An 18,173-nucleotide genomic window follows, 5' to 3' on the forward strand; every position below is an offset into this window, starting at 1 on the left:
TTTGGAGCCAGGACTTAAAAGTGTTAGTTTTACCCGGATATGGATAGGCGTGTCTCTGATGGTTTTTGGATTTTTATGGTTTTATCTGTTGCCTCCCATCATGCATAAGGTGCTCCAGCGATTGGGAATTTCACGTTATTGAGAAGGCAACAGCCATCTGCAATATATTTCCTCTAACCTTGATCCCTGGATTGCCGCGTCGCTCCGCTCCTCGCAATGACGAAAAATCTCCCGCCTTCCTCCAGCAAGCAGTGGGACTATGACAGACAGATAAGTTTTAGCCCCTTTTGCGCATTTTGTGTTCTTTCGCGGCAAAAATCCGTGTTTATCCGTGTCCATCTGTGGTTCAAATATTTCCTCTGCGTTCCTTCGCGCACTTCCTGTAAAAAATGCGCCCTGTGATGCTGCGGTACTTGATTTTACTGTTTGCGGGAAACCCGCGCCAAAACCGGGCGCAGGTATCTTGCCGTGTGGCTGGAGGGATGCCGGGCCACTTCCTCGGGCGTGCCCTGCGCGATGATGCGCCCTCCCGCATCGCCGCTTTCCGGCCCGAGATCGATCAGATAATCCGCCTCGGCCAGAACATCGAGATGATGTTCGATGACAACGACGGTATTTCCCGAATCCACAAGTTTGTGGATGACTTCGAGCAGGCGTTGGACGTCGGCGAGATGCAGGCCCACAGTGGGTTCTTCCAGCAGATAAAGCGTTTTGCCTGCCAGCAAATCGCGGGTTCGCAGCCTTTGGCGCTGTTCCTGCATCCGGACACCGGCCAGCTCCGAGACCAGCTTGATGCGCTGGGCTTCGCCGCCCGAGAGGGTTGGACTGGTCTGGCCGAGCGTGAGGTAGCCGAGGCCGGTTTCCTGCAGCAGCCGGAGCGGCACCTGGAGGGAGGGCTGGCCTTCGAAAAAGTCAGCCGCTTCATCGACGCTAAGTTGAAGAATCTGGTAAATATTTTTGTCACGGTAGGTCACTTCCAAAACGGAATCCGTCCAGCGTTTGCCGTTGCATTTGTCGCAGGGCACGAAGGTGGAGGGCAGGAAATTCATATCGACCTTGATGGATCCCTGGCCGAGGCAGGCGGGGCAGCGCCCGCTTCCCGAGTTGTAGGAAAAATGGCCGGCGGTGAATCCGCGCGCCCGTGCGAGCTGTGTCTGGGCCAAAAGTTTCCGGAAATGATCCATCAAGCCGATATAAGTGCAAACGGTGGAACGTGATGTTTTCCCGATGGGCGACTGATCCACTTCCACAATTTTTCCAAAAACATCCGCGCCCGTGAGGGACGCGCAGGGCAGGGCGGTTTTGTTTTTTCGGGAAGCCGTGGGCAAGGCCTGGCTGACTGCGGGGATGATGACCCGGTGCATGAGGGAACTTTTTCCGGAACCGCTGACGCCGGAAATGCAGGTGAAGCGACCGATGGGGATTTTGACATCGATATTTTTTAAATTATTGGCGTGCGCGCCTTTCATTTGGAGCCATGGATTCTTCGAGCCGATGGGGCGGCGCGACCCGCGGGACGGGTGGAGGATCGGATTGCCCAATAGCAATCCGGTGGCGGACTTCGTGTGGCGCGAAATTTCCTTCCAGGAACCGCAGGCGACGACCTCTCCGCCATGAACGCCGGCGCCGGGACCGAGATCGATGATGTAATCCGAGTGGCGCATGGTGTCCTCGTCGTGTTCGACGATGACCAGGGAATTGCCGCGCTGCTGGAGTTCGCGCAGGGTGCGGATGAGTTCGTCGTTGTCGCGGGGGTGCAATCCGATGGTGGGTTCATCGAGCACATAGAGCACGCCCTGAAGGTTTGACCCGAGTTGGGCTGCAAGCCGGATGCGCTGGGATTCGCCCCCCGAGAGCGTGGGAGCCGCACGGTCGAGGTTGAGGTAATCGAGCCCGACATGACGCAGGAATTTGACGCGCTGCTCAATTTCAGGCCGGATATCGCGGGCGATGATGGCCTCGCGGCCTTTCCATTTCAGGCGTGAAAAGAATCCGGCAAAATCGCGCACGGTCATGGCGTTGATGTCCGTGATGGGCTTTCCCGAAAAGCGCACCGCACGCGCGACCGGGTTCAGGCGCGCGCCGTGGCAGGTCGGGCAGGGGGCGGTTTCTTCGGGTTCGAGATTTTCGCGCGCCAGGTCGAGTTGCTGTTCCCGTTCCACTTCTGAAAGGTCGGGGTCCAGAGTGATTTTCGCGACAGTGCCGTAGCCCTGGCATTCCGGGCACCAGCCGTGCGGGCTGTTGTAGGAAAAGAGCCGCGGATCGAGAGGATCGAATGAGCGCCCGGTACCGGGGCAATACAGCGCTGTGCTCAGCACCTGTTCGCGCTTGTGGTTGTCGAGCAGGTAAATGGTGCCCTGCCCGTAGGCCAGGGCCTGGTTGACCAAAACGGGAAGGTTGGAGGTTTTACGGTCCAGGTTGCCGAGAATGAGGTCGATTGTGTGCTCGCGGTAACGGTCAAGGGCTTTGAATTTGGCCGGCTCGATCCATTTGCCATCGACGCGCAAAACGGGATATCCCTTGCGCTGGGCCCAGTTGGCCAGTTCCGTGTACAGCCCTTTGCGCCCGCGGATCATGGGCGCGATGAGGGTCAGTTCGGATTGCGAGGCCTGTTTTTGCGCCTCCTGCACAATATCCGCCGCCGACTGGCGGATGCAGGGTTCACCGCTCTCCGGGTCGTGCTGTACGCCCAATTTGGCATAGAGGAGCCGCAGGAAATGATAGAGTTCCGTAACGGTGGCGACGGTGCTTTTGCCGCCGCCGCGGGTCGTGCGCTGTTCAATGGCGACGGACGGCGGAATGCCGCTGATGGAATCCACGCGGGGTTTTTCGAGCTGCTCGATGAACTGCCGCGCGTAGGTGTTCAGGCAGTCGAGATAGCGCCGCTGCCCCTCGGCGAAGAGAAGGTCGAAGGCCAGGGTGCTTTTTCCCGAGCCTGACAAACCGGTAATAATTACCATTTTATCCCGAGGAATGTCCAATGAGATGTTCTTCAGGTTGTGATGCCGGGCGCCCCGGACTTGAATGCAGGTCGATTGGCGCGCGGAAACGGCAGGAGCGGACTTGCGACTTTTGAGCGGTTTCAAAATTTGTTTTTTGGATTTCGAGCGGCTCAACAGCGGCGCCAGGTATTGGGCTGTCCGGCTTTGCGGATGGGCGGCGATTTCCTCCGGTGTGCCGCAGGCGACGAGCCGTCCGCCGAGTTCGCCGGCCTCGGGACCGAGGTCGAGGATGTAGTCCGCGCATTTGACGACTTCCATGTTATGCTCGATCACAAGCAGCGTTTGGCCGGAATCGACCAGCGCCTGCAGCACCTCGAGCAGGACGCGGATGTCGTCGAAATGCAGGCCTGTTGTCGGCTCATCCAGAATGAGCAGTTTGCTGCCAGACCCCGTTTTAGCTGATTCATTGCGATTTGACAGGCTTTTGGCGAGGTGGCTGATGAGTTTCAGGCGCTGGGCTTCGCCGCCGGAGAGCTGGTTGATCGGCTGGCCGAGCCTCAGATAGCCGAGCCCGACCCGGTCCAGCAGGCCAAGGGCTTCCGCAACGGTTTTGCGCTGGGAAAGCTCGCGGGGTGTGGCATCGGGCGCTGGAGTGGAAAAAAGGGCGAGTCCCTGGCTGACGGTCAGGTCGAGCAGTTCCGAAATGGAAGTCCCGCGGTACTGGACTTTCAGGACATGGGGTTGGAAGCGTTTTCCTTCGCAGACCGGACATTGGACAAAAATGTCCGAAAGGAACTGCATCTGGATTTGTTCATGGCCCGTGCCATTGCAGCGCTGGCAACGGCCGGTGCCGGCGTTGAAAGAAAATCCCGAGGCGTTCAGGCCGGCCTGTTGGGCGGATTCGGTCATCGCAAACAATTCGCGCACGGAATCATAAACGCCGAGGTAGAGCAGAGGCGTGGAGCGGGGTGTCTTGGTGAGCGGGCTTTGATCCACGATGACGACATCCGAAACGGCGCTGCCATTGACCAGTTTTTTCAGCTCTCCCGGCTCGCTGGCCGGACGGTTGAGCTGGAGCGAAAGATGTTTGAAAATGATTTCATCCACCAGCGTGCTTTTGCCCGATCCGCTGACGCCGGTGATGGCGGTGAAGCGGCAGGTGGGGAAGCGGAAGGACAAGTCCCGCAGGTTATGCTTGGAAGCGCCTTCGAAGCTGATCCAGGTCGCCTGCTCCAGGCTGCGGCGGCGTTCCGGAACGGGGATTGATTTTGCGCCGGAAAGATAACTGCCTGTCAGGCTTTTCGGGTGGCGGACGAGTTCGGACGGCGCTCCCTCAAAAACGAGCCCGCCTCCGGTTTCACCGCGGCCGGGTCCCAGCTCAAGGATGTGGTCGGCGGCCTGAATGACGGAGGAGTCGTGTTCGACAACCATCACGGTGTTCCCCTGGTCGCGCAATTGCCGGAGGATGCGGATCAGGCGCTCGGTATCGCGCGGGTGGAGGCCGATGCTGGGCTCGTCCAGTACAAACAGCGTGCCGACCAGGGAAGTGCCGAGGCAGGTCGTGAGATTGACTCGTTGGATTTCGCCGCCTGACAAGGTGCGGCTGGCGCGATTGAGGGTCAGATAACCGAGCCCGACCTCGTCGAGATAGCGGATTCGGAACAGAATTTGTTCCAGAAGGATGAGCGTGGACTCGTCCTTGGAAGTGATTTTTTCAAACCATGCAACAAGATCATGAACCGGGGAGCCGTTCACTTCCGCAAGTGATTTGCCATTCAGCCGCCAGAGTCCGGTCTCGGGTTGGAAGCGTCCCCCGTCGCAGGCCGTGCAGGTTTTATAGGCGCGGTAGCGCGCGAGCAGCACGCGGATGTGCATTTTGTACGTCCGGGTTTCGAGCCATTCAAAAAAACCCTTGACCCCGTACCATTTCCCGGATTCCCACACTTGTTCTGCGGTTTTGCCCCGGGTGGGTTCACCCTGGATGACGAACTGCTGCTGCTCCGGCTTGAGGGAGGCGAAGGGTTGGTGGAGGGGGATGCCTTTTTTTCGGCAGGCCTTTACGAGGTCCTCCTGGCATTCGGCATTGGCCTCGGTCTGGAAGGGTTTGACCACGCCGTCCCGGATGCTGAGGTTGCGGTCGGGCAGGGCCAGGTTGTAATCGATTTCAACACTGCGTCCGAAGCCCCGGCACGCGGGACAGGCGCCTACCGGATTGTTGTAGCTGAAAAGCGAGGGCGAGGGCGGCGTGTATTCGATGCCGCTGTCCGGATCCACCCAGCGCGTGGCGAAACGCAGGCGGTTGCCGCTCTCCGCGCTGGTCCCATCGAAAACGACCGTGATCAGGCCTTTTCCAAATTCAAACGCGGTTTGCAAAGCCTCGGTCAGGCGTGATTTAGCCGCCGTTTCCAGCGTGATGCGGTCGGCAATCACCGAGACAATGATGTCTGGTTTTGATTTTTTCCCAGGAGATTTTTTTGCCGGCGCCGCATCCAGAACGCTGAGGTTCGGACTTTCCGCAGAATCCAGCCGGTGGATTTTTCCGTTGCAGTAGATCCGCAGGAATCCACGGGCCTGGATGAATTTCCGGATGGAGTCCCAGGCGGTGCCATGTGGGAAGGGGATCTCAAACAGGATCAGGGCGGCTTTTCCGGCGTTGTTTTTCAGAAGTTCATTTGTCACGTGTTGGGGAGTCCACGGTTGAATCCGTCGTCCGCTGAGCGGGCTGTAAAGCTCGGCCATTTCAGCAAAGAGCAGTTTGAGATAATCGGCCGCCTCGGTCATGGTTCCGACCGTACTGCGCGAGCTGCGGACCGAATTGACCTGGCTCAGGGCGATGGCGGGTGGGACGCCCTCGATCCGGTCGGCTTGCGGCCTGTCCATGCGTTCAAGAAATTGCCGGGTATAGGGGGAAAAGGTCTCGGTGTAACGGCGCTGGCCCTCGGCATAGAGCGTGTCGAAGGCGAGCGACGATTTGCCGGAGCCGCTCAGTCCCGTGACCACAATGAGCCGGTTGAGTGGGATCTCAAGATTGAGATTTTTCAGGTTGTTTTGGCGCGCGCCGAATATCTGGATTGAGCTGTGGGAGGGCATTGCAGGGGGTAAACCTAGATGCATCGGAGGTGGATGCAAGCCCCGGAGCGCTGTCTCAGGACATTAACCACGAACACAATTTTACAGGAAGATCGCTGAGAACGGAAAGATAAAGCTGAGAGCCTCCCAGAACCTGGGATTAAAGCAGCTCTTTGCCAAAGTGTTCGCCGACTTGTTTATGCAATTCCTTGATGGTTTCCGCATGTTCCTTCCGGCAGACCAGCGTGGCTTCCGGAGTGTGGATGATAATCAGGTCGTCGCATCCGATGGTGGCGATGAGATGCTGGGGATCGCTGGAAGCGGCAAGGGTTCCCCGCGTATCGAGCAGGAGGGTGCGTGCGGAGACGGCGTTACCCAGCACATCCCGTTCGCAGGTTTCCGCAAACGCAGGCCATGAGCCGACATCGAGCCATTTCAGAGGCATGGGCACTGCGGCGACGCGCAGGAGCGGGTCGCGCGAGGCGGGTTCCATGACGGCAAAATCCACGCTGATTTTTTTCAGGGTGGGGAAGATTTCGGCCAGGACGGCTTCCCGTTTCGGAGTCGGCCAGGCAGCCGCGATTTTTGAAATGCCCTGAAAGTTGGAAGGTTCATAGCGCTTGATGCAATCCAAGAGGGTGGAAGCGCGCCAGACAAACATGCCGCTGTTCCAGAGGTAGTGTTGCGGGCCTTCCTGGAGGTAACGGGTGGCGGTTGCGGCGTCCGGCTTTTCCTTGAACTGTTCGACTTTTCGGGCGGATTCGTCAAGAGTTTCGCCCAATTGCAGGTACCCGTAGCCGGTGGCGGCGTGGGTCGGTTCTATTCCGAAAGTAACCAGGGTGTTAGGCTCTTGTTCAGCCAGGCGGAATCCATGCTCGACGATTTTTTGGAACCGGTCCACAGGCTCGATGATGTGGTCGGCGGTAAATACGGCAATGACGGCGTCCGGATCGCTTTCGGCGATGACAGCAGCGCTGTAGCCGACGGCGTTCAAGGTGTCGCGCCCGACGGGTTCGCCGAGGAATTGCGCTTTTTGGAATTTTTTCAACGACGACGCGATGAGGCCTGCATGTTGTTGCCCGGCGCAAATATAACGGTTCTGTTCCGGTACAAGGCCGTCGAGGCGGTCAAAGGCGAGCTGGAGCAGGCTTTTGCCGTTGATGAAGGGAATGAGCTGTTTGGGCAGGACGGAGCGGCTCATCGGCCAGAGCCGGGTGCCGGAGCCGCCCGCGATGATGACGGCGTATCTCATGACGAGGTCATTTATTCAGGGTTCCAATACAGACCGGGCAGCGGACTGTGGTTTCCTGGTTACAAGCGGTTTTTTCCTTCATTTTTAGTGCCCCCAGTGTGTTTGTGTAACGAAACCATGTCAAACATCTCTTGATCAAGTGTTGGAAGCTGGTTTTCATCTTGTGATTGTAATCCAACATAGCCTTAGCTGGGTAAAAATTACAATAGCTCTTCTTTTACGGAAAAAAATGTTAATTCGTCTTTTATTTGTAACACGATAGAGCTATCCTTGTTAATTCATGCAAAAGATTGGATGCGCAGTTAAAGCGAGTTTCGAGAGCAGGGCAGTTAAGAGGATGCGGGAATGAAAAATAGTATTTTCGCATTTTGTGTTTGGGTCATTCTTTCCGGGACGCCGCAGGCCCAGGAGGCCGCACCTCCGCCGGCACAATCTGATGCCGTTTCAGCCACAAAGGAGCAATTGGTTTTTCTCCGGATGCCAAACGGCCAGACGCGCGAGATCCGCGCAGTGTCGGTGGAAACGAAAGGAGTGTTCCTGACGGTTGTTGGCGAGGACGGGAAGACGGAGCTTTTCCAGGCGAACTTTTTAGTTTGCAAGGCGCCGGCGTACACGGAGTCGGTGTCCCAACTCAAGGATGAGGAAATCCAGGCCGTGCTTGCGAGCTACGACAAGATGATTTTATCCAAACCGGCCCTCAAGAGGGAACTTGCGCAGGAGCGGAGCAAGTTTCAAGCCGTGGTCCAAAAGCGCAAGGAGGATGCGGCGGCCGGTTTGGAAAAGGTGAAAAAAGCCGTGGAGGATTTTACAGCCGAGGCCTTCAAGCCCGAACTGGATTACAAAGCGGACGTGTTGCAGGCCCGGATTGAAGCGGGCGCGAAACTGAAAGGCCGGTATCCGTCTGAGGCGGGTGCCATAGATGCGTATCTGCAACCCTGGATTGAACGCAGGCAGGTGTTGTCCGAGGGAAGGATGCGGTTTGAAGGAGGATGGAAAACGCAGGATGAAATCAAGGCGATTACCACCGCCCGGAAGCAGGAGCAGATTCGGTCGTTTTTGGACACGGACCCCAAGATCATGATGCAAGCCGCGGCGATTCCCCAGAGTTCGGTCATTATGCTTGCTGGCTTTTTGGCGCTGGGCCTTGTTTCCGCCCTTTACCTGCTGTTTCATATTGTGCTGGCGCAACGAGACGGGCTTGGAATGTCCGGATTTCTGGCGTTGTTCATGGGAATCGGGCTTCTGATCGTTTACGGCTATTACGGTTATCGGATTTATCAAGGACCGGACTCCATTGCGGAATTTGCGGGACTGCAGGCGTTGAAAACGGATGGGCAGACGAGCATGGATGTGGCAAATCGGATTTTGTTTCTCGCAGCCGATGGGAATACCAAGTATTTGAACCGTGATGACCTGCAGGTGACGCTCAACGCCGGGGAATTGAATGCCTGGCTGAAAGCGCGGGTTCGTCTCGAGCAGGCCGAGACGCCGGAGAAATACGGGATCCGGAGGACCGGGATGGGGGTTTCCATTTTGCAGGATCGGATTGAATTTTTGGACGAAGTCGAGTTTCTGGGCTATCCGAAGCTTTTCCGCTATGTCCTTCATTTCAGCTCCGGCAACAATTCCATTGCATTTTACCAATGCGATTTGACAATTGGGAGTGCGCGGCTTCCACAGCAGCTTTCAAACTATTTCTGGCGCATGTACCAGCAGCAGCTTTGGCAAGCCTTGAAAAAGAGCGGCGTGCCGCGGATTTACCAGATTGAAAAAATTGAAAAAGGCAAACTGGTTCTGGCCCATATATGAGCGGTTCAGACCGCCGCTTGACGTTCTGCCCTGAATCGATACGGTGAAATCCTGCCATGTTCGGATTGGGAGACATTTTGTTGAGGCGCATTCTGGACATCACGCTTTGTGCTGTCGGGCTGCGCATTATCATGGGCTGGCTGCTGGCCTACCCGCGTTTGTTGCGCCTGATTTTCACCGTCTTGCTGATTCTTCTGTTCGCCGCGGCCATTTATGCCCTTAACCTGCCCTTTGCCATGCTGCTGACGTTTATCGTGGCGCTGCCGGTTTCCGTGCTTGTGTTTTTGTCTTTTCTTCCCGAATTGAGCCGTATTTACCAGGCGGCCAGCCGCGGAAACCTTTTCCGCCCGAAGGTGTTTCAATCCGAGGAAACCCTGGCCGAATTGTCGCTGGCCTTGGTCGATCTCGTGAAGCAGCGTACAGGCGCGCTGTTTGTTTTTTGCAATCGCCTGGATGCTGAAAGCCTGATCAGCGGCGGCGAGGAGGTTTCGAGCACGGTCAACCGTTCCCTGATTCTTTCCATATTCAATCCGCATTGCCCGCGGCACGACGGCGCGGCGGTGATCCGCTCGAATCGCATCACGCGCGTGGGCGGTGTGTTGCCGCTGGCCACTGCGGAAGGGGTGGACGCCGAATTGGGTACGCGCCATCTCGCGGCAATCGGACTCACACAGCGCAGTGACGCGCATGTGATTGTCGTTTCGGAAGAGCGCGGAATCATTTCGCATGTGCATGACGGGGTGCTGAAGCTGGTGACCGGTGAAACGCCGGAAGAACTGGAGCGTGAGTTGCTGCTGCTGCTGGGCGTCAAATCCCAGGATCGCACGCGCAAACGGCATCGCCTGATGTCGATCGGGCTCTGGATTCTGGCGTTGGCGATAGCGGCTTTGGGATCGGTTGAGACGGATATTTACAAAAAGAAGTATTTTGAGACGCCTTCCGTGGCCACCACCGCAGACGCCAAGATTGAATTCAGCAACATCCCGCCCAGCCTGTTTATCTCCGAGCAGAGTGAGACGGCGCTCAAATTATTCATGCGGGTGCCGCCGACCTTGAACATTGTCGGAAAGGATTTTACCATCTTACTGGACATGAAAAACGCCAAGGCGGGCAAGAACCGGATCAATCTGACTTCGGACATGATCCGGACGTTGCCGAAGGAGGCGCAGGTGGATCGTTTTGACCCTGCGGTGCTCGCTTATACGCTTTCGGAATTACGGACCATGATGCTCGATGTGCAGATGCCGGAAGTGACGGGGCTCAAGCGTGGGTTGAGAGTCCATGAGAAAAAGCTGGATACCGTCCGGGTCAAGGTGCTGGTGCGGGATCCGCTGTGGAAACCGGCGGACAAGACCAAGGCATTGCCGGTGGACCTTTCATCCATCACGGCTCCCGGGACTTATACAATGAGCGTAACCCTGAATGTGCCGCAATCCGTCCAGATTGTGAATGGAGGCAATCCGGGCGGCATCCACCTCTTATTGAATATTGTCGCCAGATGAGGATGCCGCTGCATGGCAGTACGACGTTGTTCAACCCGGCTGTCATGTTGCGGATTATTTGCTTATTGGCAGACTTCAGCCGCACAGATGCCGGAGCTGGGGGCGATGTTTTTTATCGTTCGGCGGATACGGGCTTGCATCCCGTCGGCACACGCGGGGAGATGTCCTGGGCGTTCGCATAACCATGAAAGCGGGAACTGATATCAACCACGATGTTCCGCCGATTTCCCAATCGGAGGACGTCAAGCATTCGATTTTACGCAATCTCAAATACAGCCTGGCGCGCGATCCCGGGACCGCCACGTTGCGCGACTGGTGGTATTCCCTCTCCAAGGCGGCGCAGGAACGCATCATCGAGCGGATGATTGCCACACAGGGCGCTCACGCTAAGGAAAAGCCCCGCCGCCTCTACTATTTGTCGCTGGAATATCTCATGGGCCGCCTTTTGGGCAACAACCTGCTCAATATCGGCATCTTTGAACAGTCCGAGCATGCCTTGAACGAGCTTGGCCTGGAACTTGAGGAGATACGGGACCAGGAATATGACATGGCCCTCGGCAACGGCGGTTTGGGCCGCCTCGCCGCCTGTTTTCTCGACTCGCTGGCGACATTGGATTTCCCGGCCATCGGCTACGGCATCCATTATGAATTCGGGCTGTTCAAGCAGGAGTTTGTGAACGGCTACCAGGTGGAGCGTCCGGACGAATGGTTGCGATACGGGGATGCATGGGAACTGGTACGCCCCGAGTACACGCAGAAAATCCAAATCGGCGGGCGTGTGGAGAATGTGTTTGACGACCTGGGCAATTACACAGCCCGTTGGGTTGATTTCCAAACCATCGTTGGAGTGCCCTATGACATTCCCATCTGCGGCTATGGCGGGAAGACTGTCAATTTCCTGCGCCTTTGGGAGTCGCACGCCCAGGAGGAATTTGATTTCAAGGCGTTCAACGCCGGGGGCTACAGCGAGGCGCTCCAGCGCAAAAATCTCGGTGAAACCATCACCAAGGTTCTTTATCCCAATGACCAGACGGAAAACGGCAAGGAACTGCGGCTGTTGCAGCAATACTTTTTTGTGACCTGCTCCCTGAGGGATATCTTGCGCCGCTTCGAGCGCGAAAACGGGCCGGACTGGAAACGCCTCTCGGACAAGGTGAAAATCCAGTTGAACGACACGCACCCCGCGGTGGCCATTGCCGAATTGATGCGCATTTTGCACGATGAGCATCGGATTTCATGGGAGGAGGCCTGGGGCCTGACAACCCAGACCTTTGCCTACACCAATCACACGATCATGCCGGAGGCCCTGGAACGCTGGAGTGTGCCGTTGTTTTCAAAGGTGTTGCCCCGCCATCTCCAGATTATCTTTGAGATCAACGGGCGTTTCCTCAAGGAAGTGGAGGCCAAGTGGCCGGGTGACCTCCAGAAAAAACGGGATTTATCCCTGGTGGAGGAGGGGCCGGTACAGATGTTGCGCATGGCCCACCTCGCGGTCGTGGGCAGTTTTTCAATCAACGGGGTGGCTGAATTGCATACCCGGCTGATTCGCGAAAAATTATTCAAGGATTTTAACACGCTTTATCCCGCCAGGATTAATAACAAAACAAACGGCATCACGCCGCGCCGGTGGCTGCTCTCCGTCAACCGGGAGTTGAGCGAGTTGATCGATGAAAAAGTCGGGAAAGGGTGGGTCACCGACCTCGACAAACTCCGCGGCCTGGAATCATTTGCCGGGGATGAGGGCGTTCTGGGGCGGATTCTTGAGATCAAACGCGGGAACAAACAGCGCCTGGTGGAGACGATCCGGCAGGATTGCGGTGTGGAAGTGAGCCCGGACGCGCTGTTCGACGTCCAGGTCAAACGCCTTCATGAGTACAAACGGCAGCATCTGAACCTCCTGCATATCCTGACACTATACAGGCGCCTGCTTCAGAACCCCGATTACGACATGCATCCCCGGGTGTTTGTCTTTGGGGCCAAGGCCGCCCCCGGCTACGTGGTTGCCAAATGCATCATCAAGGCCATTAATTCCGTGGCCGAAAAAATCAACAACGACCCCCACATCAACGGCAAGCTCAAGGTGGTGTTCCTGCCCAATTACAGGGTTTCCCTGGCCTCCATGATCATGCCCGCCGCGGACCTTTCCGAGCAGATTTCAACCGCGGGCATGGAAGCTTCAGGTACCGGAAACATGAAGCTTGGCCTTAACGGGGCCGTCACCATCGGGACTCTCGATGGCGCCAACATCGAGATTCTTGAGGAAGTCGGCGCGGAAAACATTTTCATATTTGGGATGACGGTACAGGAAGTGGAGGCGCTGCGGGCCAGGGGCTACAAGCCCCAGGACATCTACAAGCGCGACGAAGAACTAAAAGCCGTGATGGACTGGCTGGGGTCGCGCCATTTTATTCCCAACGACCCGCATGACACGCTCGCCCCGCTTTTGCACAGCCTGTTGGAGGGCGGAGATCCCTTCATGGTACTGGCCGATTACCACGCGTATTGCGACGCTCAGCAAAAGGCGGACCGGGCGTACAAGGACCGGATGGGCTGGGCCAGGATGTCGCTGTTGAACACCGCGCGCCTGGGAAAATTTTCCAGTGACAGGACCATCCGCGAATACGCGCATGACATCTGGAACCTGCAGCCCGTGGTTGTTCCTTAGCATGTGTTCACCGGAGCGCGGGCGTCCCGCCCGCACAGCCGGGCATCCTGCCCGGCGATGCTTTCCCAAAAGTAATTGAAAATTGAGCGCTTGCTCGCGACGCATGTCGGAGTTAAACAGAACCTAACCCGGATGTTTCACACGCTTCTGAAAACCTCAGCAAAGTGTCCTGCTCCAAAGTGTGGCAGGAACTGGGGTGCAGGAACATCCGGGTTACAAGCAAAACCGCCTGAATTGGTATTTTGTTTTGATTTTTGAATTGGATGCCGCGTTAAAGGGCAGCCAATGTACGCATGATCGTTTACAGCCCCTATCTGATTTTCTACAGGCTCAACACGATTGAAAATCGAATGGACATTCTGCGGTTTTGGCACGGCGCACGAGATCGAAAAGGACTGCAGTTTGGCCCCTGAAATTCAAACACCTTGCTCGTCATCCTGCACGACGGCTATTGCTCTTTAGCCCCGAGAGTCTCCGGGATGAACCGTGCATCGTTGAACTCCGACATGCGTCGCGTGTGCGACGCGAGTGGACAATCCATAGCAGAATTGGCGCAAGGGATCAGGGCTTGGCGGCGGATTGTTCTCGCGCCTGCTGGATCTTGGCCTGGAGCGGCTTGGGGTCTTTTGCGAGGGAGGAGGCTTTCGACCAGGTTTCAATGGCTTTGCTGGCCTGGCCGATCTTGTAATACGCGTCGGCCAAATGTTCAAGCACAGCAGGATCGTCCGGGGCGCCCTGGATGGCTTTCTCGAGGTAGGGCAGGGCCTTTTGGTAATTGCCTTTCTGGAAACAGACCCAGCCCATGCTGTCGAGATAGGCTTCGTTCCCGGGATCGAGTTTCAAGGCGCGGCTGATGAGTTTTTCCGCTTGATCCAGATTTTCCCCGTGTTCCGCCCACAGGTAGCCGAGGTAATTGAGTGTTTGATGGTTGTCGGGGTTTAGTTTGAGCGATTTATTGAGGAGTTCGGCTGCTTTTTCGCGTCCGCCGCTCTGTTCGCAGGCCACGCCGTATTGGAAATAGAAATTGGAATCGCAAAACCCCGGTTTGTCGCGCCCGAGTTCCTCCGCCCTGGAAAAGCAGGCCAGCGATTCGTCCCCGCGATTCAGGGAGCGCAGAACCAGCGCCTTCAGGAACGGGATCTCCGGCACGTTGGAATAGTCCTTGGCCGCCAATTCAAGGCTGGCGAGGGCTTTTTCGGGCTTATGCGCCCGGATTTGAGCGTCAGCGAGTTGCAAGTAATCCCTGGCGTCCGGCGAGCCGAGCTGCACATAAAGCTGGTAATATTCGGCGGCCCGGTCCCATTGGTTGTTTCGACCGTACAACTCGGCGATCATGGGGTACAGACTTTTGCGTTCGGGAAAATCTTCCAGCAGGCTTTCCAGCACCTGGATGGCTTTTGCCTCCTGGTGGAGGGACAGCAGTGAGATGGCCAGGCGTTCGCGCAGGGCCGGGATGTGGCGGTTTTTTTCGTAGGCCTTGGTGTAATAATCGGCTGCAACGTCAAACTTGTCCATATCGAACGACAATTGGCCCAGTTGAAAGAGCAGGTGCGGATTTTCGGGATCCAGACTGACCGCCTTTTCATAAAAGGGCCGCACCAGTTCCTGAAGTTTGGCGCCCGAGGCGGCGCCGCTTTCGTAGAGGAGTCTGCTCCAGATATCACCCATACGCACATAGTAGGAAGCATCGTCCGATTCATATTTCCCGGACTGGGTCAGCAGCTCCAGGACCGAATTTTTTTTGCCTTTGGAGGGAAGGCATTTCACCAAAATGCTATAATTGCTTGCCAGGGTGAAATCCTGTGAAAGGGCCTGCCGGGCCTGCCGAACTGCTTCCACCGGCTTGTTGGATTCCTGGTAGCAATAGGCGAGCAGGGAATGGAGCCTTGCGGCATTGGGGTGTGTCTTGATCTTTGCTTCAAGATATTGCGTGGCTGTTTGTATTTGATCTGTTTTGAGATAAATGAGGGCGATTCGGCTGTACGTCGGCAGATAATCCGGGTCGACTTCCGCAGACTGTTGATAGCGTTCGAGAGCCTGCTGGAAGCGCTGCTCATTCTCGAGTTTTTGCCCGAGGGCAAATGCGGCGGCGGCCTGCGCCCGTTTGAGGCGGTTGGCGGGTTCGGTGGATTTTTGGGGTTCTGGTTGTTTGAAATCCTCATCGAGAAGGTCAACCGCTTGCGGGGGTGAGATGGCAGGGGCCGGATTCAGCGCGTCATTGGATCTGACACAGGCAGTCCCGGCCCATAACAGCACGCCAAGCAGCATCAGACTGGCTTTTGACAGGCGGGCTGGGGTTGCTGGGTTCACAACGTCGGATTATAGACTGACTTCGCCAACTTGTCCACCAAAGGGGATTCGTCCTAGTGTGATTTGATACAATTTACCAAGCTTTGAAGCAACTCGACACACGTTAGAGCGCCCCTTCAGCGCTTGAGGTTTGCATAATTCGGATTCCTAGGGCGTTGCCCCAGGCTGGTATAAAATCGCACCGTTGCTGCTGAGCATACCAGTTCTTTAACATCCGTGTTTATCAGCGTTCATCCGTCTTCCTTCGTGGCTTCGTGTGAGAAGTTTGTGCCAAAGTATCCCTTGGCGTTCTGCGGTTTTTCCGCTACGTTTTTCCACTTCATTTTATGAGTACGCACATCCAAATCGATTTGCCCGATCTTCAGAGCCGGCTGCGCCAGCTCGGGAGGTTTCTTTGACCCGGCGAGCCTGAAAACCCGGCTGGCGGAGCTGGAATCCAAAATGGCCGAGCCCGGTTTCTGGGACCGCCGTGAAGAAGCCCAGAAAATCATGGAGGAAGCCAACCAGCTCCGTGACAAAACCAACCGCTTTACCGCCATCGAAAAACGGATCGGAGACCTGGCTGTTTTGCAGGAAATGGCGGCCGAGGAAGGTACTGACACCGCCGAGCACGAGTTCGAACAGGAATACGCCGCGACGGCGAGAGAGTTCGACGAGCTGGAAGTGCAATTCCTGTTGTCGGGCCCCCATGACGCGGCCAATGCCATCTTGAGCCTCCACGCCGGCGCGGGCGGGACCGAGGCCTGCGACTGGTCGAACATGCTGCTGCGGATGTTCCAGCGCTTCGGCGAGCGGAAAAAATTCAAGGTCAGCATTCTCGACATTCTGGCCGGTGAAGAAGCCGGGGTGAAGAGCGTGACCCTGATGATCGAGGGCCATAACGCCTACGGCTATCTGAAGGCCGAGACTGGTGTGCATAGACTTGTTAGAATATCGCCCTTCAACGCCGCGGGGAAGCGCCAGACTTCGTTTGCGTCGGTGGATGTGGTTGCGGAAATCGATGACGAGATCGAGATCGAGGTGGCCGACAAGGACATTCGCGTGGATGTGTATCGCGCCGGCGGGCATGGCGGGCAGGGGGTCAACACCACCGACTCGGCGGTTCGGATCACCCATATGCCGTCTGGCCTCGTGGTGACCTGCCAGAACGAGCGGTCGCAAATCAAAAACAAGGCGTCTGCGATGAAGGTTTTGAAATCGCGCCTGTATGAAATCGAGATGGATAAGAAACGGGCCGAGTTGGAAAAACATTATAGTGAAAAAGGCGAGATCGGCTGGGGCCGGCAGATCCGTTCCTATGTGCTGCAACCGTACCAGATGGTGAAGGATTTGAGGACCGGCGAGCAGACCAGCGATGTGCAGGACGTGCTGGATGGCGGGCTGGATGCGTTTATCAGCGCGTTTTTGAAGGGTAAAAAGCGTACGGACATTGACGATGACGACGTTGAATAACAAATTATTGGAAATTATCGAGCACAAGAAGACCGAGGTGGAAAAGCTCGTCCCGCATGCGGACGAGTTGCGCCGGCTGGCTTTTATGCGTGATGATTTCCGCGGTTTCCGCCGGGCGCTGTTCCAGCCCGGGGAGGCCACGTTGATTGCCGAGGTGAAAAAGGCCTCGCCCTCCGCGGGTGTGATTGCCCCGAATTTCAACCCGGTCGATGTGGCGCGCGAATATGAGGCAGCAGGGGCGCACGCGTTATCGGTCCTGACCGACGAGAAATTTTTCCAGGGTTCCCTTGAGCATTTGCGGGACATTCGCGAGCAGGTGGATTTGCCGTTGTTGCGGAAGGATTTCATCATCTCCGAACTGCAGATTTACGAAGCCGCCGTGTCCGGGGCTGACGCGATCCTGTTGATCGTGGCGGCGCTGGAACCCGACGCGCTCGTCCGGTTGTACAACCAGGCGAAGGATCTGCAGTTGGACGTTTTGGTGGAAGTGCATAACATGGCCGAAATGGATCGCGCGGCCGATTTGGATGCCGATATCATCGGGATCAACAACCGGAACCTGAAGACGTTCGAAGTGAGCCTGGGCACGACCGAGGAATTGGCGCCTGAAATCCCGGCAGATTGCCTGGCGGTGACGGAAAGCGGCATCAAGACGCCCGAAGATGTCCGCTATTGCCGGAAGCAGGGTGTGGATTGTTTTTTGATCGGAGAAACGCTGATGCGAAGCGGGAATGTGAAGCAGACGGTTTTGGAATTGTTGAATGCGTGAGGGGGCAAAAAAGAAGACAGAATTCAGTAGTCAGGAGAAAGAATGAAAATCAAAATCTGCGGCATTACGAACAAGCTGGACGCTTTCGCGGCGGTGGATTTGGGCGCGGATGCGCTGGGCTTTATTATTTATGAAAAGAGCAAACGCTATATCGAGCCTGACAAAGCGATTGAACTGGCGAGGCAACTGCCGCCGTTTGTCCAGCGTGTGGCGGTGACGGTCGATATGGCGCCGCGCACCATATTGGATCTGGATGCGGAGCGCGCGTTTGACGCCTGGCAACTGCATGGGGCCGAAAAACCCCAGTACTGCGAAAAACTGAAGCCGCTTCGTTTGATCAAGGCGTTGGGATTCCCGTTGATACCGGGCGTGAAGCCGGATGCCTACGATGTGGATGCTTTTC

At 56.5% G+C, this 18,173-nt stretch carries 10 protein-coding genes; 6 read left to right on the plus strand and 4 right to left on the minus strand.

From position 1 onward, the window contains the following. Positions 1-419: 419 nt before the first annotated feature. Both uvrA and PHD76_11135 read right to left on the minus strand, forming a co-directional pair. Entirely contained in the window at positions 420-6,032 is a 5,613-nt protein-coding gene (uvrA, locus tag PHD76_11130; GenBank protein ID MDD5262386.1) for an excinuclease ABC subunit UvrA, read from the minus strand. Positions 6,033-6,171: 139 nt separating this feature from the next. Beyond that, a complete protein-coding gene (locus PHD76_11135) occupies positions 6,172-7,263 on the minus strand; it encodes a mannose-1-phosphate guanylyltransferase (GenBank protein ID MDD5262387.1) in 1,092 nt (363 codons plus the stop codon). Positions 7,264-7,608: 345 nt separating this feature from the next. On the opposite strand from PHD76_11135, the gene PHD76_11140 reads away from it, so the two are divergent. The 3 genes from PHD76_11140 (at position 7,609) to PHD76_11150 (ending at position 13,239) form a co-directional block, all read left to right on the plus strand. Beyond that, the gene (locus tag PHD76_11140; protein MDD5262388.1) at positions 7,609-9,072 is read left to right on the plus strand and encodes a hypothetical protein; all 1,464 of its coding nucleotides are present in this window, start codon (positions 7,609-7,611) and stop codon (positions 9,070-9,072) included. Positions 9,073-9,128: 56 nt separating this feature from the next. Then, on the plus strand, positions 9,129-10,574 hold the full coding sequence (locus PHD76_11145) for a DNA integrity scanning protein DisA nucleotide-binding domain protein (GenBank protein ID MDD5262389.1): 1,446 nt from the start codon (positions 9,129-9,131) through the stop codon (positions 10,572-10,574). A 184-nt stretch (positions 10,575-10,758) separates the two neighbouring features. Next, complete coding sequence (locus PHD76_11150; protein ID MDD5262390.1) at positions 10,759-13,239, plus strand: glycogen/starch/alpha-glucan phosphorylase; 2,481 nt, start codon at positions 10,759-10,761, stop codon at positions 13,237-13,239. A gap of 561 nt (positions 13,240-13,800) precedes the next feature. Here the strand turns inward: PHD76_11150 and PHD76_11155 are convergent. Together PHD76_11155 and PHD76_11160 are read right to left on the minus strand one after the other, a co-directional pair. After that, a complete protein-coding gene (locus tag PHD76_11155) occupies positions 13,801-15,549 on the minus strand; it encodes a tetratricopeptide repeat protein (GenBank protein ID MDD5262391.1) in 1,749 nt (582 codons plus the stop codon). A 230-nt stretch (positions 15,550-15,779) separates the two neighbouring features. Continuing rightward, positions 15,780-15,989 carry a hypothetical protein gene (locus PHD76_11160; protein MDD5262392.1) on the minus strand — a complete coding sequence of 70 codons (210 nt, stop codon included), beginning with the start codon at positions 15,987-15,989 and terminating at the stop codon, positions 15,780-15,782. On the opposite strand from PHD76_11160, the gene prfB reads away from it, so the two are divergent. The 3 genes from prfB to PHD76_11175 form a co-directional block, all read left to right on the plus strand. Beyond that, positions 15,898-17,001, plus strand: coding sequence for a peptide chain release factor 2 (gene prfB / locus PHD76_11165; GenBank protein ID MDD5262393.1), 1,104 nt, complete (start codon positions 15,898-15,900; stop codon positions 16,999-17,001). The genes PHD76_11160 and prfB overlap by 92 nt on opposite strands. Next, a complete protein-coding gene (gene trpC / locus PHD76_11170; GenBank protein ID MDD5262394.1) occupies positions 16,985-17,770 on the plus strand; it encodes an indole-3-glycerol phosphate synthase TrpC in 786 nt (261 codons plus the stop codon). The genes prfB and trpC overlap by 17 nt, the downstream gene beginning before the upstream one ends. 42 nt (positions 17,771-17,812) lie before the next feature. After that, a partial coding sequence (locus PHD76_11175) for a phosphoribosylanthranilate isomerase (protein MDD5262395.1) occupies positions 17,813-18,173 on the plus strand: 361 nt, incomplete at its 3' end.

The sequence above is a fragment of the Candidatus Methylacidiphilales bacterium genome (assembly GCA_028713655.1).
GTDB lineage: Bacteria > Verrucomicrobiota > Verrucomicrobiia > Methylacidiphilales > JAAUTS01 > JAQTNW01.